At 37.5% G+C, this 19,395-nt stretch carries 21 protein-coding genes; 8 read left to right on the plus strand and 13 right to left on the minus strand.

What is annotated here, in order from left to right; translation table 11 throughout:
- Positions 1–54: 54 nt before the first annotated feature.
- The 4 genes from ACR1PO_RS09575 to ACR1PO_RS09590 all read right to left on the minus strand — a co-directional run bounded on the left by ACR1PO_RS09575 (position 55) and on the right by ACR1PO_RS09590 (position 2,911).
- Positions 55–921, minus strand: coding sequence for an NAD kinase (locus tag ACR1PO_RS09575; RefSeq protein WP_374463186.1), 867 nt, complete (start codon positions 919–921; stop codon positions 55–57).
- Position 922: 1 nt separating this feature from the next.
- Complete coding sequence (locus ACR1PO_RS09580; protein ID WP_332388721.1) at positions 923–1,576, minus strand: CBS domain-containing protein; 654 nt, start codon at positions 1,574–1,576, stop codon at positions 923–925.
- Positions 1,577–1,763: 187 nt separating this feature from the next.
- A complete protein-coding gene (locus ACR1PO_RS09585) occupies positions 1,764–2,294 on the minus strand; it encodes an RNA methyltransferase (protein ID WP_332388720.1) in 531 nt (176 codons plus the stop codon).
- Between the two features lie 5 nt (positions 2,295–2,299).
- Positions 2,300–2,911, minus strand: a complete 612-nt coding sequence (locus ACR1PO_RS09590) for a toxin-antitoxin system YwqK family antitoxin (RefSeq protein WP_433986618.1) — start codon at positions 2,909–2,911, stop codon at positions 2,300–2,302.
- Between the two features lie 64 nt (positions 2,912–2,975).
- Here ACR1PO_RS09590 and ACR1PO_RS09595 point away from each other — a divergent pair, with 64 nt between their 5' ends.
- Positions 2,976–3,575 (plus strand): hypothetical protein, encoded by a 600-nt coding sequence (locus tag ACR1PO_RS09595; RefSeq protein WP_041462008.1) that lies wholly within the window; start codon positions 2,976–2,978, stop codon positions 3,573–3,575.
- A 13-nt stretch (positions 3,576–3,588) separates the two neighbouring features.
- Here the strand turns inward: ACR1PO_RS09595 and ACR1PO_RS09600 are convergent, their stop codons facing one another.
- On the minus strand, positions 3,589–4,467 hold the full coding sequence (locus tag ACR1PO_RS09600; RefSeq protein ID WP_433986619.1) for a bestrophin family protein: 879 nt from the start codon (positions 4,465–4,467) through the stop codon (positions 3,589–3,591).
- A 259-nt stretch (positions 4,468–4,726) separates the two neighbouring features.
- Between ACR1PO_RS09600 and ACR1PO_RS09605 the strand changes: the two genes are divergently transcribed.
- Positions 4,727–5,605, plus strand: coding sequence for a cupin-like domain-containing protein (locus ACR1PO_RS09605; protein WP_332388717.1), 879 nt, complete (start codon positions 4,727–4,729; stop codon positions 5,603–5,605).
- Between the two features lie 136 nt (positions 5,606–5,741).
- Here the strand turns inward: ACR1PO_RS09605 and ACR1PO_RS09610 are convergent, their stop codons facing one another.
- Positions 5,742–6,272, minus strand: a complete 531-nt coding sequence (locus ACR1PO_RS09610) for a GNAT family N-acetyltransferase (protein WP_332388716.1) — start codon at positions 6,270–6,272, stop codon at positions 5,742–5,744.
- A 124-nt stretch (positions 6,273–6,396) separates the two neighbouring features.
- Here ACR1PO_RS09610 and mutS point away from each other — a divergent pair, with 124 nt between their 5' ends.
- Positions 6,397–8,988, plus strand: coding sequence for a DNA mismatch repair protein MutS (gene mutS, locus ACR1PO_RS09615; protein WP_433986620.1), 2,592 nt, complete (start codon positions 6,397–6,399; stop codon positions 8,986–8,988).
- Between the two features lie 27 nt (positions 8,989–9,015).
- Here the strand turns inward: mutS and ACR1PO_RS09620 are convergent, their stop codons facing one another.
- The 3 genes from ACR1PO_RS09620 to ACR1PO_RS09630 form a co-directional block, all read right to left on the minus strand.
- Complete coding sequence (locus ACR1PO_RS09620; protein WP_002982158.1) at positions 9,016–9,183, minus strand: bacteriocin; 168 nt, start codon at positions 9,181–9,183, stop codon at positions 9,016–9,018.
- Between the two features lie 158 nt (positions 9,184–9,341).
- On the minus strand, positions 9,342–9,500 hold the full coding sequence (locus ACR1PO_RS09625; RefSeq protein ID WP_332388715.1) for a class IIb bacteriocin, lactobin A/cerein 7B family: 159 nt from the start codon (positions 9,498–9,500) through the stop codon (positions 9,342–9,344).
- Between the two features lie 120 nt (positions 9,501–9,620).
- A complete protein-coding gene (locus ACR1PO_RS09630; RefSeq protein WP_332388714.1) occupies positions 9,621–10,493 on the minus strand; it encodes a hypothetical protein in 873 nt (290 codons plus the stop codon).
- A gap of 218 nt (positions 10,494–10,711) precedes the next feature.
- Here ACR1PO_RS09630 and ACR1PO_RS09635 point away from each other — a divergent pair, with 218 nt between their 5' ends.
- Positions 10,712–11,113, plus strand: a complete 402-nt coding sequence (locus ACR1PO_RS09635; protein WP_332388713.1) for a ribosomal maturation YjgA family protein — start codon at positions 10,712–10,714, stop codon at positions 11,111–11,113.
- Between the two features lie 17 nt (positions 11,114–11,130).
- On the opposite strand, the gene ACR1PO_RS09640 is transcribed toward ACR1PO_RS09635, so the two are convergent.
- From ACR1PO_RS09640 to ACR1PO_RS09655, 4 genes are read right to left on the minus strand one after another with little or no spacing between them, the layout of a single operon-like run.
- Positions 11,131–12,051, minus strand: coding sequence for a YARHG domain-containing protein (locus ACR1PO_RS09640; protein ID WP_433986621.1), 921 nt, complete (start codon positions 12,049–12,051; stop codon positions 11,131–11,133).
- A complete protein-coding gene (locus ACR1PO_RS09645) occupies positions 12,048–12,686 on the minus strand; it encodes a DUF2306 domain-containing protein (protein WP_433986622.1) in 639 nt (212 codons plus the stop codon). The genes ACR1PO_RS09640 and ACR1PO_RS09645 overlap by 4 nt, the downstream gene beginning before the upstream one ends.
- Positions 12,687–12,712: 26 nt before the next feature.
- The gene (locus ACR1PO_RS09650; protein ID WP_433986623.1) at positions 12,713–14,014 is read right to left on the minus strand and encodes an alpha/beta fold hydrolase; all 1,302 of its coding nucleotides are present in this window, start codon (positions 14,012–14,014) and stop codon (positions 12,713–12,715) included.
- A gap of 31 nt (positions 14,015–14,045) precedes the next feature.
- Positions 14,046–15,248, minus strand: coding sequence for a BaiN/RdsA family NAD(P)/FAD-dependent oxidoreductase (locus tag ACR1PO_RS09655; RefSeq protein ID WP_433986624.1), 1,203 nt, complete (start codon positions 15,246–15,248; stop codon positions 14,046–14,048).
- Positions 15,249–15,362: 114 nt separating this feature from the next.
- On the opposite strand from ACR1PO_RS09655, the gene ACR1PO_RS09660 reads away from it, so the two are divergent.
- The 4 genes from ACR1PO_RS09660 to ACR1PO_RS09675 all read left to right on the plus strand — a co-directional run bounded on the left by ACR1PO_RS09660 (position 15,363) and on the right by ACR1PO_RS09675 (position 19,316).
- A complete protein-coding gene (locus ACR1PO_RS09660; protein WP_041462010.1) occupies positions 15,363–15,857 on the plus strand; it encodes an acyl-CoA thioesterase in 495 nt (164 codons plus the stop codon).
- An 88-nt stretch (positions 15,858–15,945) separates the two neighbouring features.
- Entirely contained in the window at positions 15,946–16,998 is a 1,053-nt protein-coding gene (gene thiL / locus ACR1PO_RS09665; protein ID WP_433986625.1) for a thiamine-phosphate kinase, read from the plus strand.
- Between the two features lie 94 nt (positions 16,999–17,092).
- Complete coding sequence (locus ACR1PO_RS09670) at positions 17,093–17,914, plus strand: helix-turn-helix domain-containing protein (protein ID WP_433986626.1); 822 nt, start codon at positions 17,093–17,095, stop codon at positions 17,912–17,914.
- Between the two features lie 166 nt (positions 17,915–18,080).
- Positions 18,081–19,316 carry a multidrug effflux MFS transporter gene (locus ACR1PO_RS09675; protein ID WP_433986627.1) on the plus strand — a complete coding sequence of 412 codons (1,236 nt, stop codon included), beginning with the start codon at positions 18,081–18,083 and terminating at the stop codon, positions 19,314–19,316.
- The last annotated feature ends 79 nt before the right edge of the window (positions 19,317–19,395 follow it).

The raw sequence follows: 19,395 nt of genomic DNA on the forward strand, positions 1-19,395 counted from the left end.
AAATTTATTAGGTGTTTTTAATTTCGTGTAAAGGTAATCATTTTTAAGAAATTGCTAATTTCTTTTATCTCTTCCCCAAAGTAGCTTCTGACGGATGGTTTCGTAGAAACTTAAACTGTTGGGCTGTACCAGAAGAAGCTGGAATTTTGCTTTTTTGATAATGATTTCTTTATCCGTTTCTATATGGATCAGTCGGGAGTCCAAGGAAAGTGAGTACTGAGGCACCCGGCTTTCCACCCTGAATTTTATTTCTACCTTATCATTTACAACCAGAGGCCTCACATTCAGATTGTGAGGTGCAATAGGAGTAATGACAAAGTTTTCGTTGTTAGGAGAGATAATTGGTCCGCCGCAGCTCAGAGAGTAGGCGGTAGAGCCTGTAGGTGTTGAAATGATCACGCCGTCACCCCAGAATACATTCAGAAATTCATCGTTGATGTACGAATCTACAGTGATCATGGATGTGGTTTCTTTTCGGGAAACGGTAACGTCGTTCAATGCATAGGGAAAAGACCCTTCAAGCTTGGGAGAAACAACTTCTATTACCGAACGGCGGCTTGTTTTTACATCTCCTTTTAAGATGGAATCCAGCTCTTTAAATACTTCTTCTTTAGTGAAAAAGGCTAAAAAACCAAGACGTCCTGTATTTACTCCCACTACCGGAATTTCAAGATCTTCAATAAAGGTTAAAGAGTTTACAATGGTTCCGTCACCACCGAAAGTGAAGAACAGATCCACTTCCTTGTCCAGAAGATCCTGTTTGCAGTTAAAAGTTTCGAATATTTTTGAAAACTGAAGAGCCTCAGCCATTTCATCATACAGAACAGATTTTACACCTCTTGCTTCAAGTTCAGAGATAAACTTGCTTAAATATAAAAAAGTATCAAGATCTTTTTTCTGAGAATATATGGCTGCCTTCATGTTATATTTCTATGAATTTTTGTAAAAACCCGAATCGGTCTTTAAACAGATCGGATTTCTCATCAGAATAGTATTTTTCAACAATTCTGTAATCGTACCGGTCAAAAGTAGCGTCTATCGAGGCCAGGTTTTCATTGCTGATCTTTATGGTGATCTGGACCACTTCTTCAGACATAAAGCTTATAAACCCACCGTAAAACTTCGAGTTGTTGCTTTCCACGATATTGGTGATTTCCGTCATAGAATATTTTCTGGCGGGAGTTTCTACGGTAAGAATGGCTCCTGTTTCCGAAAACAGAGGATAACGGGAAAGGTCCTGAAAAACATCTTCACAGGTAATATATCCCAGGTATTTTTCATTTTTATTGATCACCGGAATTACATTGGAACTGAATGTATAAAACAGGCGGATACTATCCATGATATTGCTGTCCTCCAGAATGGCAAAACGCTCTATCTGATGTTCCAGATCTTTCAGTGTTCCCCCTTCCTCCTCATACAGAAAGTCCATGGCAATAGCACCATAGAAGTGGTGGGATTTTTTGATGAAAACATGGGAATATCCAAAATCTTCCAATATATTTCTGGCCGACTCTATGGAGTCAGACAGGCTAAAACACGGAAAGTCTTTTGAGATATAGTCCTTGATAAACATTGTGCTAATTTATAAAAAATTAAATGAAACTTTTTCTGAAAACCCGACTTTTTTTAAGATGAAACAAAAAAAGTGCCGTCAAAATTTGTTTGTAAAGAAAAATAAAGTACCTTTGTCGCCTTTCATTTTTACTTTTTATTAGATTTATTTCAAACTGCACTGTCTACTAAGGACATATGCAGTTTTTTTATTTTAAAGCTTTTGCAAATTCCCACATTACAATTCCGCCGCATACACTTACATTAAGAGAATGCTTCGTTCCAAGCTGGGGAATCTCTAAAAACACATCAATATTAGGAAGAACATCATCACTGATTCCCTCTACTTCATTTCCTAAAATCAAGGCATATTTTTTTGACCTGTCAATTGTAAAATCAGTAATAAGCTGGCTGCCGGTAGTCTGCTCAATTCCAATGATTTCGTAGCCATTGCTTTTCAGATCGGCAATAGCGGTATTGGTATCTGTTTCGTGAGACCAGTCTACACTTTCAGTAGCGCCTAATGCTGCTTTATGGATCTCGCGGTGGGGCGGCTGCGGCGTAATTCCGCAAAGGATTATTTTTTCAATTAAAAATGCATCTGCCGTTCTGAAGGCTGCACCTACATTGTGCATACTTCTGATATTATCTAAAATGATGACCAACGGAATTTTTTCAACCTTCTTAAATGTTTCTACATCTATTCTGTTAAGTTCTTCCAGTTTTAGTTTCTGTACCAATTGTATTATTTTGTTGAGATTAATTTTCCGTCTTTGTAGACCTCTGTCTTTTCTATGCTTCCGTCTTCACGGTAATGAACCCGGGTGCCATTTCTTTTGTCATCGGCAAATTCAGTTTCACGCTGTAATTTCCCTGACGGGTAGAATACTTTCCATTTTCCAGTAGCAAGACCGTTGTCATACTGGCCAATGTCTTTTATTGATTTTCCGTCTTCATGAAAGGTTTTGCTTTCTCCCTGTAATTTATTGAATTTATAATTCGAAATTTCAGTTATTTTACCGGCAGGAGAATAAAAAGTAGCGGTAAGGCTGTTATCATAAATATTCTTTTCTCCATTCCTGAAAGCTTCTTTAGATGTGAGAACGCCATTTTTGTCGAAATAGGACCATTCTTTTACCTTGAATCCTTTTTTGTATTCGCCTTTGGACTGTATTTTTCCATTATCATAATAAAAAACAGCATCGCCGTCCAGTTTTCCTTTTTTCCATTCCACTACATTTTTGACCTGTCCGTTTTCATAAAATTCTTTACAGGATCCCTCCTGCAATCCGTCTTTATATCCGCAGGGTTTCTGTGCCATAATGAGGGCAGAAGCGGAAAAAAATAATAGAAACATGTACTTCATAGCTATTTTTATTTCAAAAATAGTAAAATACTTATATTTGACTCAAAAATATACTATGAAAAAATTATTCACCTTATTCATATTAATGTGGGGATTTATTTACCTGGAAGCACAAAACACCTATTATCCTCAGGCTTTTTTTGATAAAAAACTGGCAAGGGAAATGCTTGGGTTTGGGAATTCTACCATTGAAGGTGTGGCTTCCACAAAACAAAAAAACAACTGGGGTATTAAGCCGTTGCTTGGAGAAAAGCATTATGCACCCAAAGGAACTGTTGTTATGCTTTTTCCCGTAACGCCTTATTTTCAGGAATTTTACGACATGAGAAGGAAGTATGAAAATAAAAAAACTACGGTATATATGTCTGAAGAAGCTTTTAAATACAGAGTAGAAGCTTTAACAGATGATCACGGAAGGTTTAAATTCGAAAAGCTGAAGCCGGGGAAATATTATCTTGAAACCATCGTCAATTTTACAGCAACAGCAAGTTACCAGCAACAGACAGGAACTTCAGATGCTTATAACGGCTACGGAGCCTATCTGTATTCAACCCCGATATACAGTACATTTTTCTACGGATATTCTGCAGCCAACAGGGAAAGCAAATTTGTAGAAATAAAGCAGGACGGCGAACTGAAAGAAATCAAGCTTTAAAAGCTTGATTTCTTTATTTTCTGATCATAATCTGATGCACATTCTTCTCAATATTCTGAGCTAATGTTTCCATAGGAATATCATTTTCATCATTATTGAAAGGATCTTCAATTTCTTCAGCAATGAGTTCAAGACTCATCAATACATAATATACGAAAACGGTAAGCGGAATCATGAAAAGACCAATGGTGATCACGTAAGCAATGGGCAGGGCAAAAACGTACAGGATAATAAATTTCTTGATGAAAGAAGAGTAGGAATAAGGAATCGGGGTGTTTTTGATTCGCTCACAGCCTCCGCATACATCCAGAAACCCTGAAAGCTGGGTATCCAGATACAGCATTTCAACATCAGATATTTTCCCTTCTTTTTTTAATTGATTTAATTTATGGCTTAACAGAATAATCATTTCACTCGGGCCATGATTTTTTAAAGAGCTTTCAATTTCAGAATAATCTTCGTTCAGGGCAAGTCTTGTAGATTCCTTGGAAAGGTGTTTGGCTAAAAAGTGAGGAAAGAATTTCAGATATCTTGCAATCTGCTCAGCATCCTGACGGTTATCACCAAGAATGGTATTGATTTTTATTGCAAAATTTCTGGTATCATTGACCAGTTTACCCCAAAGTTTTCTGCCTTCCCACCATCTGTCATAAGCCGTATTTGTTCTGAAAACCAGCAAAAGAGAAAGAACAAAGCCCAGCAGAGAGTGAATCATCCCCACATTGCTGATTCCTGATTTTGAAGTAAGATGGAGATATTCTACCTCCAGATACTGAATTCCCCATGAGTACAATCCTACAAGAAGCATACTCGGGAAAAGAATTTTCAGGGTATCGCTTTTGTGCAGGCTGAAAAGGATTTTAAGGAAATGTTTGGTATTATAGACTCTCATAAATTTACTTATTACCACAAATATAAATTTTTCATCCGAGCTCTGCCAATAAAGTAAGGAAGTCTGAAGCTGGAAGAAGGATCTTCTTGAAGCCGAAGAGGAGGTTTGAGTTTTCCGTAAAATCTTTTTATGAAATGATGTACAGAGGTTTGCGGGCAAATAGAAACTTCCTGCATCCATCTTCCATCTTCTCTCCTAATCTTAATTTTCTCAGGTTTCAAAAAAACACTATTTTTATTTCGCATTAAATACAAAGTACATGATCCTCGAAAACGTAGATATTGTAACTGATATCAGTAAAGAAGATTTTCAGAAGAATTATTTCAAAAAGCAGAAGCCTCTTTTGATTAAAAATTTTGCCAGCCGCTGGGATGCCTTTGACAAATGGAATCTGGCATATATCAGAGAAAAAGCAGGTGATCAGGAAGTTCCGTTGTATGATAATAAACCTGCCGATGCCTCTAAAAGTTCTGATGCTCCGGTCACTCATATGAGCATGAAGGAATATATTGATACCATAAAAAGCAAACCTTCAGACCTTCGTATCTTTTTCTATATCATTACTGACAGGCTTCCCGAGCTGCTGAAAAATTTCACATATCCGGATCTTGGGATGAAGTTTTTTAAAAGACTTCCAACTTTATTTTTCGGAGGAAGCGAAGCCCATGTTTTAATGCATTATGATGTAGATCTGGGTGATTTTATGCATATTCACTTTGAAGGAAAGAAAAGAATCCTGCTTTTTGATCAGAAACAGTCCCCGTTTTTATATAAAGTTCCCTTATCTGTTCATACTATTTACGAACTTGATTATGAAAACCCGGATTATGAAAAGTTCCCCGCGTTGAAATATGCCAAAGGATATGAGATTTTCATGGAACATGGTGATGCTCTTTTTATTCCGGGGGCGTTCTGGCATTTCAACAGATACCTTGAGCCTGGTTTTTCTCTTTCTTTAAGAGCACTTCCGAATAAGCCAAACGTTTTTGCCAATATGCTGTATCATGTTTTCATTATGAGATACACAGACAAGCTGATGCGAAAACTTTTCAAAGCCAAATGGGTAAATTACAAGCAGAAATGGGCCTATAAAAAAAGTTCCGAAGCTTTGGAGAAATATATGAAAACAGGAAAATAAGAAAGGCTGGTGAAGGAGGCGGGAAGCTGGAAGACTCTTTGCAGCTTAGTATTAATGGTTTTCATTTTTATTCAAAGGATAATGATTACCTAAATGACCAATTGAAACTTCCATCTCCCAGCTTCGTGCTTTCAGCTTATTTATTAATCAGCCCAAAGATCGTTGCATCAACGAATTTTCCTTTTTCAAAAAAATAATCTTTCAACGTTCCTTCTTTACTGAAATTTAAAGAAGACAACAGTCTGTCAGAAGAAATATTGGACGGATCAATGAATGCGTCTACACGGTGAAGTCTCATCGTTTCAAATCCATAGGTCAGAATGGGAAGAAGAGCTTCTTTCATATAGGACTGCTGCCAGAATTTTGGATTAAGCTCATAGCCGACCTCTGCCCTGAAATGCTCCCTGTACCAATTGTGATAGCCGCATGTACCAATGACTTTTCCACTGGATTTCAGCTCCAGAGCCCACCTGAATCCTTTTCCTTTTTCAAACTCACTGTTAAAATGTTCAATAATGCGGCGTGAATCATCAGGCGTTTTGAAAGTGTCCAGATCATAATATTCCATGACTTCATCCAGAGAAAAATACTCGAAAAGGTCCTGGATGTCATTGAAAGTAAGCTGTCGCAAGATAAGTCTTTCTGTCTCTAAAACAGGAAATTCCATAAATAATGTGATTTGACGGTGAAAATACGATTAATTACTGATTAAGAAAAACAGGGAAGATTAACCCTTAAACAATTCTCTTACCCTGAATTTATTTTTTTAAATTTGGGGCTCATTTTTTACTATGGCAAAATCAAAGAAAGAAACCCCGCTAATGACGCAGTACAATACCATCAAGGGTAAATATCCGGATGCGCTTTTGCTTTTCAGGGTAGGGGACTTTTATGAAACTTTCGGGCAGGATGCAGTGAAAACATCCCAGATCCTGGGCATTGTTCTTACCAAAAGAAATAACGGCGAAGGAAGTGTGGAGCTGGCAGGTTTCCCGCATCATTCCATAGATTCTTACCTTCCCAAACTGGTGAGGGCAGGAATGCGTGTGGCGATCTGTGATCAGCTGGAGGATCCTAAAATGGTGAAAGGAATTGTAAAAAGAGGTGTAACAGAGCTTGTTACTCCCGGCGTTACTTTCAATGACCAGGTATTAAATTCAAAAAAGAATAATTTTCTTCTTTCATTACATAAAGAAAAAGAGAAATACGGAATTGCTTTAGTAGATATCTCTACAGGAGAGTTTCTGGTAAGTGAAGGAGCCCTGGAAAAGCTGTTGCATATCGTCAATACTTTTGATCCGAGTGAGATTATCTTCCAGAGAAGCACACAGATTCCGGAACAGATCAAAAATAAAAATGCTTTTAAGCTTGAGGACTGGGCCTTCCAATATAATTTTGCCTACGAAAAATTAACGAATCACTTTAAAACCAATTCCCTAAAAGGTTTTGGGGTAGAAAACCTTCCGTTAGCGATTACGGCAGCTGGTGCTATTTTTGCCTATCTCGTGGAAGATACCCATCACAACCTGCTTTCCCATATTACTAAACTTCAGATCATTCCTCAGGAAGATTACCTGATGATGGATAATTTTACCCTGAGAAACCTGGAAATCGTGTATCCAAGCAATCCACAGGGGAAATCATTATTGGATATTATTGATAAAACGTCTACGCCAATGGGCGGAAGGCTTTTGAGAAGAAGAATTATTCTTCCTTTAAAATCTGTGGATGAGATCATGAGAAGACTTTCCCTGATTGATTTTTTAAATGAAAATGATCATCTGAAATATGAGATCTGTCAGCTTCTGAAATCGATTTCGGATCTGGACAGGCTGATGGGAAAACTGGCGGCAGAAAAAATTTCTCCGAAAGAACTTGGGTATTTACGGCAAAGTTTGATTAATATCCATAAAATCAAAGCGTTATTGCACCCTCATGCAGGTGTACTGGCATGGTTAGAACCTCTGTTTGACCTTGAAGAATTGATTAAATTCCTGCAGAATCATCTTAATGAAGAGCTTCCGGTAAGTATAGCGAAAGGAAATATCATCAAAGAAGGCGTGTCTGAAGAGCTGGACAGATTGAGAAACCTTCAGAGTAAAGGCCGTGGCTTCCTGGATGAAATGTGCCAGAGGGAAATTGAAAGGACAGGAATTACCAGCCTTAAAATTGATTTTAACAACGTTTTCGGATATTATATTGAAGTTCGGAATACTCATAAAGATAAAGTTCCAGATGACTGGGTGAGAAAGCAAACCCTGGTGAATGCTGAAAGATATATCACCGAAGAATTGAAGGAATACGAAAACCAGATTCTGGGAGCCGAAGAAAAAATAGGCGTTCTCGAAGCTTCACTGTACAGAAATGTATGTGGAGAAACCATGGTTTATATTGATCAGATCCAGGGGAACTCCAACATTATTGCTCAGCTTGATGTGGCATCAGGATTGTCTGAACTGGCTGTTTCTGAAAGCTATACAAAGCCTGTGCTGAATGATGGCTATGCAATCGATCTGAAAGAAGCAAGGCATCCGATCATAGAAAACGCACTTCCCTTAGGTGAAAAATACATTCCGAATGATATCTTCCTGGATAAGGATTCCCAGCAGATCATTATGGTAACGGGACCAAATATGGCCGGTAAGTCAGCAATTCTACGCCAGACAGCGATTGTATGCCTTCTGGCACAGATCGGAAGTTTTGTACCGGCAAAATATGCTGAAATTGGGATGCTGGATAAGATTTTTACAAGAGTAGGAGCTACCGATAATATTTCTGCGGGTGAATCTACTTTTATGGTAGAAATGAATGAAGCTGCGAATATTCTGAATAATATCTCCGAGCGAAGCCTTATTTTATTGGATGAAATCGGGCGTGGAACTTCCACTTATGACGGGGTTTCCATTGCATGGGCGATTGCAGAATACCTTCATCAGCATCCAACGCAGGCAAAGACTTTATTTGCAACACATTATCATGAACTGAATGAAATGACTGTGAATTTCGAAAGAGTGAAAAATTTCCACGTTTCTATCCAGGAAAACAAAGGAAATATCATCTTCCTGAGAAAGCTGGTTCCGGGAGGAAGTGAGCACAGTTTCGGTATTCATGTGGCAAAACTGGCGGGTATGCCTGCCAAAGTAGTTAACAGAGCGAATGAAATTCTTAAAACACTTGAAGCCAGCAGAACTCAGGGTAATGGAGGTACTTCAGAGAGCATCAAGAGGGTAACTGAGGAAAACATGCAGCTTTCATTCTTCCAGTTGGATGACCCTGTTCTGGAGAATATTCGTGAAGAACTGACGAAAATAGATATCAATACTTTAACACCGATTGAAGCTTTAATGAAGCTCAACGCCATAAAAAAAATGATTGGAGGCTAATCCAATCATTTTTTTAGTCTTATTTTACTAGCAGCAGAATCCGTCCTGCATGCCCGGAACTCCATATCGCTCTTCTCCGGTATCCGGATCTGTACAGCTTATCACTCTTGGGCAGATCGGTCTGTTGGCTCCTCCGCTGATCTCTTTCAGCTCATTTTTACTAAGCTTTCTTTTCTGATTTTTTGAATTTTTCATAATAATTTTAATTTGGTAAAAGCTAATTTACAAGTTATTTTAGTATGTTCAAAATATTGTGAGTCAAAATGTTATGTTTTGTTTGAAATAGAGTTTTATAAAAAAAGATTGAGGAGTTGCCTCAATCCTTATTCTATATCTAACAAAGTTAGCGGATATTAACAGCAATAGCCGTTTCTTCCTACAGGCCCGATTACATATTCACCGTCACCTCTGTCGCAAAGCCCTTCAGGACATACAATAGGGCCGTTGCCCCCATTAATGTCTTTCAATTCGTTTTTGGTTAGTTTTCTTTTCTGAATGTTTGATTTTTTCATGATATTTTAGTTTTGATTCAACTCAAATATACGAAATTATCTGCATAATTCTATAGTGTGTGAAAAATAAAATCTGTGAACTAAAGAAAATAAAAAAGAGCGCCTGAGCGCTCTTCTGTATTATAAGTGATTGTATTCGTATGTAATAACCTCACTGCTTGTTACGTTAGTGGATGTCTTGTCATAATAAACTCTGACATTTTTGGTAGGATAGTTACTTGTATTATATTCATAAGTGGACTTAAATATTCCCCACATAGCCCCTCCAGAACCATTGTTAAGATCCAGTTTATCACTATAACTTAAAATATTGTGAGAAGATCCATTTTCATCTTCAGTATCAATAATCTTTAGATATCCTGTTATATTTTTATGTGGAGAATTCTTTGTATCATATACAATAGGCTTCAAAATACCGGTAGCAGAATTAAAACCAGAAGTACCAGGAATAGGGATTGAGGCCGTTTCTGTCCAACTATTTAATGAACCATCTGCATTTAATGTCGCATTTTTAGTTCCTGTTGTTACAGAAGGAGATCCTGTGAAATTTCCTGCAACAGTCTTGGTATAAGTTATTTTTAAAGTAGTATTGGAAGTATAGGCATAATTATATTCATCTGTTGCGGTGTATCCATTAACAAGCATATGTTGTACACTCACTTTTTTAATTAATCTTCCGCTTCCATCATAAGTATAATTTACTTTAAAGGTTGAGCTTCCTCCCGTGGTTAATTCTTCCGTTATTAAATCTCCGGTATATGTATAAGTGGAAACTTCTCCAGTATTAATATTTTTAACCTGAGAAATTTTTGAGCCATTATAGGTGAATACGGATGTATCTCCATCTACAGTAAGTTTCGAGATTAAGACAGGAGTGCCGGAATTATTGTTGCCATTGTTATTCCCATTATTGTTGGATGAATCTGTTTCATCATTGCTGCTTGAACATGAAGCCAAAAAGAAGATTGGCAGAAGTAAATAAGTTTTTTTCATGGTTTAATTTTTAAGGCTGTAAAAATATCAAAAAAATGAATTGATGATACAAATAAATCCTTTATTTGTAAAATATTTTTTTTAGCGGTACATTTTGTTTTTGTATATTGTTGAATGATAATATTTTGTCTTTTATAAATGATTAGCCTGATCAATAAAGTGCAACAGACAGAGATTTCCGGGAATATCAATTTTTTATGCCTTAAACCCGGTTTAAAATGAAATTACAATTCAGTCTGAAATATTTCCTTATCACAATCTTTATTTTTCTGGTAGAAGTATTGATTGCCACCAAACTAAGCCATATTTTCTTCGTGAGGGCATATCTCGGAGATGTCATTGTGGTGATGCTCCTTTATACTTTTGTCAGGAGTTTTGTAAAAGTAAATGACCAGAAGCTGATTTCTGGAATTTTGATTTTTTCATTTTTAGTAGAATCTGCACAGTATTTTCATATGGCAGAAAAACTAGGCTTCCGTCCTGGAAGCCTGATGTATATTGTGATCGGAAATTCTTTTTCATGGATTGATAATCTGTGCTATACCATAGGCTGCCTGATTCTCTATATTTTCGTAAGGATGGCAAACAATGGTGGCGTAACCTCGGCCCCTAATCCCTAACGCCTGCAGTCCGGCACCTATCTTCCAAAACTGTCATACTTATCCTCAGCATATTTGGTAAAGCGGTTCAGTAACGCCACATTTTCCTTTTCAAGAGGAGAAAGATCATTGTCTACATTATTAGAGACAGGGATATACCAATCTGTCTGCTCAAAGAAATTTCTGTAGGTTTCTTTTTTGAAGGAGTAGCCATGTCTTGCAAATACAGAATTTTTGATAATTTCAAGATCAAGCTTTCTTAAGTTTTTAAGATCTTTTTCAGTTAATTTCTGCTTGGATGCATTCAGCTTGAATATGGCTTCGGAAGCGAAACGGTTTTTAGTTGTTTTATAGCTTTCTGTTTTACCGGTTTCCTCATCTGTATATTTTTCGGTGAACTCTTTAGAATTTGACCAGTCTACCAGATCAGAATCCTTATCCAGCATAAAGTTGGGATTGTAAACAAACTCTTTTTTAATCAGTTTCAGGGTTTTTAAAGGGGCTTTAACGGATGTTTTATCGAATGCATTCCATTTTCCGGTTAAGCTGTCTCCTTTCAGTTTTACTTCAAATCTTCCGTCTGTTTTGTCATTTCCCGGTTCATCAAGCACAAAAGATGCCGTAGCTTCATTGAAAACCCCTCTGAACGGGCGCTGATTGCCATTCACGATACTTTGCCCGTAAACACTGTCCTTGGTAATTCTGTTGATTTTTAAAGAAATTCTTTTGTAATTATCAACATCATATTCCGAGCCGTCTGTTTCGTCAACTACCTTTTCCATTCCGGCAAATTCTCCGGTATAAATTCCGTAATATTCTTTGTGTACTTCAGGAACAACAACAGAATCTTTCTTTGCGGTCAGAGAATCCTTTCCGGACTCATTGGTTTTTGCTTCTTTTTTGCAGCTTACCAAAGAAACTGCCAGTAAAGAAATAAGAGTGTACTTTACAATTTTCATATATGTTTTTTTGTGATTAAATATTCAATAATGAGGATGTTGGGAATCCAGCCCAGCCATGCGATAACCTGATAAACATCCATGGGGTTGGGATGAAATAAATATACAATAATTACTTTCCACATTCTCAGGGTAATGGCAGATAATGTAAAGGCAAAACTCCGCCACATCCATTGTTCGTGTTCTTTAAATTTCTTTTGTTTTGCCAGCTGATAGGCCTTGTATGTTGAAAACCACCATAAAAAGCCTAATATGACAAAAGAAGTTTTTGATAAAAAGCCCCCATTGGCAAAGAGCCCCATATAAATTCCCGAGGGTGCAGCAAAGATCAGAATAAGAAGAATATACACTTTTCCGGTATTCCGGTGAAAGTTTTTCAGTCCAAAATCTTTTCTGAGAATGGCCAGAAAACCTGAAAGAAGTACAAAAATACTTGTATAAACATGCGTATAGAACAATGTAAGATATTCCGGTCTTGCTGATACTTCCGTCTGTTTAATCATCAGAAAACTGACTTCGGGATTAAATGGGATATATTCTAAGGTAATTCCCAACATCAGCCAAAAGAAATATACAAATCCTGCAATAAGAAGGATTTTAAAGAAAGCAGAGATATTTCTTTTGGCAGAGAGCATTGTCTGTTTAAATCTGAATATTGACGTTATTTATTTTCAAAGAAATCAATGACTAATTCATTGAACAGTTCCGGTTTTTCCTCAGGAACAAAATGGCCTGAATTAGGAATAATAGCCAATTGCCCATGGGGAATTGATTCTGCTATTTTTACGGTATGTTCTGTTTTTATAATGTCTTTATCTCCTGCAATAATCAATGATGGACACTGTATTTTATTCAGGTCTTCATACTTCCAGTTCGGATACTTCAGGTCCAGATTCAAAAGATCAATAAGGATATCATTTTTATGATCCTTATTCTCTTTAATAAGGCTGGCAAGCATTTCCTTCATGGATTTCAGCTCATCATCTTTAACTCCTTCCGGATAAATATTGGCTCCGGAGCACGCTATTTTATCTACCATCTGAGGGTATTTCATTGCCATGGACAAGGCAAGAATTCCGCCGTCACTCCAGCCCAGGATCTTTGTTTTTTTGATGTTGAGTTTCTCTAAAAACAGCTTAATATCTTCTGTCTGAATATCAAAAGTAAGTTCTTTTGTTTTATCGTAAGTAGATTTTCCACGTTCACGGCAATCAACGATAATGACTTTATATTTTTGGGCAAATGTATCCTTCTGGTTCATAAAAGCACTGATAGATTGGCCGTTACCATGAAGCAAAAGTACAGGTTCACCTTCTCCATAAACCTCATAATATAATTTGATGCCGTTAACATCCATAAATTTTCCATGCGGCATTGTACCGATAATATCATGCCCTTTCATCAGCAATGATCTGCTACCACTGAATGGCTTATAATCTGAAGCTCCAATTGTAAAGTGCTTTACGTGCGTTACTCTCTGGAAATGTATTCCTTCAAACCAACCACCAGATGCTGTAATATCTTTCTCAAAACCTGAGTTTTGCAAAGGAATTTCGATCCATTTTTTTGATTTTCCGTCATTGACTTCCAGCTTGAAATCGTCAAAATAAAAATCCCCGTTGTTTTGAGCAAAAGCACCGATATTCATAGTTTTTGCTGAGGGGCTGATGGTCCCTTTTATTTCATATGTTTTCCATTCATGGGTTACTTTGATTCCGTAATATTGATTTTCAAAAAAACCTGTAGATTCATCTTTATTGTCTATTCTGCACCACAGTCCGCAATTGGAACCATTATCCTCATTTTCTTTCCTGATTTTTGCAGTGATGCGGAAGTTCCAGTTCGGTTTATTCTCTATATTGACGGCCTGGGTAAGTGAAGTCCAGTCAGAAACAATTGTTCTTTCCTGGCTATATCCTAAAAAGAGCCAGAATAAAAGAAAGGAACCGAAAATTTTTTTCATGGTTATAGTTTTTCGTAAAAATAATACTTTTTTATAAGCTGTTGAGATCCTGAGCAATGAGCCATCCTTCACTCCAGCAAGCCTGGAAATTAAACCCGCCGGTCACCGCATCGATATTCAAAACCTCTCCGGCAATATAAAAATTAGGGAGCAGTTTTGAAGACATGTTTTTGAAGTTAATTTCCTTTAAATCAACACCTCCGGCTGTTACAAACTCGTCCTTGAAAGTCGATTTTCCGGTTACCTGAAATTTTCTCCTGCAAAGATTTTCCAGTATTTTCTGCATTTCCTTTCCGGAAACATTGGCTACCTGTTTGTTAAGATCAACCTTTGAAATTTCTATAATCTTCTGCCAGAATCTGTTGGTAATATCAAAAATCTTAGACTGTGCGACCGTTTTTTTAGGATGGGTTTGTTTGAATTTCTGAAAGATATCTTCTGCCTCATCCATTTCTTTCGAAATAAAATTAACTTCAATTTCAAAGTTATATTGAAGCCTGGCAAGACTTATCGCTTCCCAGGCAGAAATTTTCAGAACAGCAGGTCCTGAAAGTCCCCAGTGCGTAATGAGCAAAGGTCCGCTTTCTTCTGTTTTCAGCTTCGGAATTGAAATTCCTGCATTTTCAAAGCTTGTTCCCGGAAGCTCTTTCAGGAGTTCATCTTTAATATTAAATGTAAAAAGGGAAGGAACAAGGTCTACAATCTTATGTCCAAGATTTTCAACAATTTTGAGTGATTTTGGAGAACTTCCGGTAGTATACACAATATAATCTGCCTCAAAATCCCCGGAATTGGTTCTCACCCTATATTTTTCACCCTGTTTCTCAATCTCTTTTACCGTACATTTTGTTTTTACAGATACATTTTTCTTTTGTGTTTCATTCAGAAAAGTATTGATGATGGTCTGAGAAGAATTGCTTTCCGGAAAAGTCCTGTTATCACTTTCAATTTTTAACGGAACATTGCGCTGGTCAAACCATTCCATCGTATCGCCGGGCTGGAATTTAGTAAAAACACTCAGCAGTTCTTTATTTCCACGGGGATAAAACTGAACAAGCTCTCTTGGATCAAAACAGGCATGAGTTACATTGCAGCGTCCGCCTCCGGAAATTTTAACCTTCTGAAGGACATCAGAATTCTGTTCTAAAATCGTAATTGTATATTTCTTTTCGTCAAGATTGGATGCACAGAAAAAGCCTGCAGCACCGCCTCCGATAATAATGATCTGTTTCATGTATATGTAATCCTATGCGGAAGATTATTTTTTCAAAAGTACAATTTTTATAAACCATCTTATTTGAGTATTTTTGAAGATTATAATTTTAGTGAGACCAAAAACGATTTTCAAATGATTTTCTACCATAAATTTGAAGTGCGATGGAGCGATCTTGATGCCAACAAGCACTTAGCCAATTCATCATATGTACAGTATTGTGCGCAAGCCAGAATGGCTTTTATGACTAAAGAGAAAATGGGGGTTACCCAGTTAAGCAGATGGGGGATCGGCCCGGTGATCCTGCATGAGAGATATTCTTTCTTTAAAGAGATCTATGCAGACCAGACGGTAATCGTAAGTGTGGAAATAGACGGATGTTCAGAAGACTCTTCTATCTACCGTTTCCTGCATAAGTTCTATACTCCGGATGGCGTACATTGTGCAACGTCAGAAGCTACAGGAGTATGGATTGATATGATGCTTAGAAAAATGACCACTCCGCCGGATGATGTAGTGGAAGCAATGAATAAATACAAGAGCCCGGAAACAGTGGTGCTGTCGAAAGAAGATTTTAAAAAGCTGCCTTTCCACCCACATAATATCGACCCGGCAGAGCTTACTCAATAATTCAAAGTTTAAAATTCAAGGTTCAATGTTGGAGAAGCAATTTTAAATTCATTCGTACTTTTTACATTGGACATTAATACAAAAAATCATGTTTGAAGATAAATCACAGGAACTTACACCCATCTCAAAATTAGGAGAATTCGGTCTAATTAAACATTTGACGGAGCATTTTCCGTTATCCAATGAATCTTCAGAGCTTGGGGTAGGAGATGATGCGGCAGTCATTAATCCGGACGGCAAAAAAGTAGTTCTTACAACAGATGTACTGGCAGAAGGGGTACATTTTAATCTGGGCTATGTTCCTTTAAAACATTTGGGATATAAGGCAGTGGTGGTAAACCTCAGCGATATCGCTGCTATGAATGCAACTCCTACGCAGATTCTGGTTTCTCTTGCTGTATCCAACCGTTTTCCGGTGGAGGCTTTGGAGGAAATCTATTCAGGAATTCAGGCCGCTTGCGGAAGGTACAAAGTCGACCTGATCGGAGGGGACACCACAAGTTCCAATTCAGGATTGGTCATGAGTATTACCGCTGTAGGAATTGAAAACGAAGAAAATATAGTAAAAAGAAGCGGTGCGAAGCCAAATGATCTTCTTGTAGTAACCGGAGATCTGGGCGGAGCGTATATGGGCTTGCAGATTCTTGAAAGAGAACACGCCGTTTTCCTTGCTGATCCGAATATGCAGCCTGAAATGGAAGGTTATGATTATATTCTGGAAAGACAGCTGAAACCTGAAGCAAGAACAGATGTCAAAAAGATTCTGGAAGAACTGGATATTAAACCAACTTCTATGATTGATATTTCTGATGGCTTAGCTTCCGAAATTCTCCACCTTTCGGATCAGTCTAAGGTAGGTTTCAGATTATACGAAGAAAAAATTCCGCTGGACAGTCTTACAATTTCTACTGCGGATGAAATGAATCTGAATCCGGTAATGACGGCATTAAGTGGTGGTGAAGATTATGAGCTTTTGTTCACGATCTCTCCCAACGATTTTGATAAGATTAAAAATCATCCGGACTTTACCATTATAGGACATGCTGTAGAAAAAGAAGAAGGAAACTTTATGGTGGCCAGAGGATCTAATCAACTGGTAGCACTTACTGCCCAGGGATGGGATGCTTTCCTGAACCAATAACCGAAAAATTATATTTAATTTTAAATATTGTAAGAAAACCGCAGCTTTTTTTGCTGTGGTTTTTGTTTCCAGTTAATTATTTTACACTTTAGTGATGATTACGTCTGAAAAAGAAATCCCGGTTCACCATCTGACTTCTGAAGAGTTTCAAATGAGTACCCTGAGTGCAGCAGGTCCTGAAAATTTCCATGATGTGCACCGGCATAATTTTTTTGAAATTATCTGGTTCAGGGAAGTATTTGAAAACAGCCGGCTGGAACTGGATTTTGAAAGCTACAGACTTGAAAACAATCAAATCTGTATCATTGCACCGGGGCAGGCCTTCAATATGAAACTGGCGGGAGAGGAAGGATATGCCATGGCTATAAGCAGAGAAATTTTCAATGAAGCATGTGAGATAGAATCAGTACTCAACGGAGGGGAGCTTCCCTTTCTTTTGAACCCAGAAAATGAAAAGACCTGCATCACCATTATCTCCCTGATGGAACAGGAATATAAAACCACAGCAAGGACGGAACTTTTGAAGGCATATCTGAAAGCATTCTGTATCATCATCGGGGAACAGATTATTCCTCAGGAGCCTCTACAGAATGACCGTCAGCGTATTCAGGAACTGGTGGGACTTATTGAACGGAATTATATTGCGCATAAAGAAACGGATTTCTATGCTGATCAGCTAAAAATAAGCAGCCATCATCTTAATGATATTGTACGTCTTTTGAGAGGGACAACTGTAAAAAAGATGATTTCCCAGCGTCTCATCCTGGAAGCCAAAAGAGAGCTTAGCTTCGGAGCCCTTACGGTGAAGGAAATTGCTTTTAAACTTGGTTTTAATGATGCTTCATATTTTTCCCGATTTTTCAAGAAACATACCGGCCAGACACCCGATTGTTTTAAGAATAATGAAAAAAGGTAATCTTCAGTATTTACTATAACAATAAGTTTAAAATGATATTTTTCATTTATTGTTCAGTTTGAATCTTCAGTTTGTCCTATACTTCCTTCAGTTCTTTTATTGAAAAGCGATTGTTTTTAAAGCAACTTTGCAGCTGAAAAAATGCCCGTAAGGCTTACCGTTATTTATGAAGAAGAATTTGAATATTGTAGTGTTTATTCTTGCACTGCTCAACACGCTGGAGTCATTAAGTATAGATCTTTATCTTCCTGCTTTTCCTAATATGGCCAAGATTTTTAATACCGATATCGGGCATATCCAGATATCCATTTCTGTGTTTTTTGCCGGATTTGCTTTTGGACAGCTGTTGTGGGGGCCCTTATCTGATAAGAAAGGACGGAAGCCTGTGCTGTACTGCGGCCTTTTACTTTTTATTACAGGAGCTACAGCCATCTATTTTACTTCAGATATCTATGTATTATGGGCAATGCGTTTCCTGCAGGCGTTTGGAGGGAGTGCCGGAATTGTTGTAGGAAGAGCGATCATTATTGATCTGTATGACAAGCACAAAGCAGTCACTATCTTTTCCCAGCAGTCGCAGATCAGTGGTATCGCTCCTATTGTTGCGCCATTACTGGGGAGTGTATTCCTTAGATTCTGGGGATGGAACAGTTCTTTTGCCTTTTTATGCATAATGGGACTTATAACCTTTTTTATGGTGTATAAATATGTACCCGAAACCAATACCAGGATCAATTTTCCTGATGATGAAGCAGCGGATGAAAAAAAGTTAAAAGATCAGCTGAAAATGATTATTTCCAATAAAGATTTTATCAGCAGTACCATGGTAGGAAGTATAGCTTTTGCTTCTCTGATCATTTATATCTCGAATGCTCCGTTTCTATTCATGGAAATTCATGGTTTCTCAAGCAGTGTATTCAGCTTTATATTTGCCTTTAATTCATTGGCTTTGATTACCGCGGCCTACATTACACCTAAGCTGATTAAAAGAATAAGCAATTCAACACTTTTATTTGCAGCTACAGTTATTTTACTGTTGGTATGTACGCTTCACATCCTTATTGCGGCAGAAAATTTATCCGTAGCATTGGAGATCGCCATGCTTTATCTTTCATTGCTGGCTATTGGTATTTTATTTCCGATTACATCAGCCCATGCACTGTCTCCGTTTAAAGAAGGAAGAGGAACAGCTGCTGCATTACTGGGCTTTATGCAATTGATGGTTACATTTTTAATGTCAGCATTGCTGGGCTTTTTAGAAGCAGATTCTATAATTCCAATGGTGGTAACCCGTTCTGCAATGGCATTAATTGCAGTTTGGTTCGGATATCGTATTTTTAAGACCCAGAAAAAGGAAAGTTTAAATACACAATCTTCCACAGAAACTAATCCTGCTATTTGATCCTGTTGTCACACAATCCGGACACTTAATCAAGTAATTTTTGTAAAAAATATCCAAAGGGTTCTCTTTGCATAAAATT

Origin of the sequence: Chryseobacterium amylolyticum (genome assembly GCF_051011775.1) — a bacterium.
In the GTDB taxonomy this organism is placed as follows: Bacteria; Bacteroidota; Bacteroidia; order Flavobacteriales; family Weeksellaceae; genus Chryseobacterium.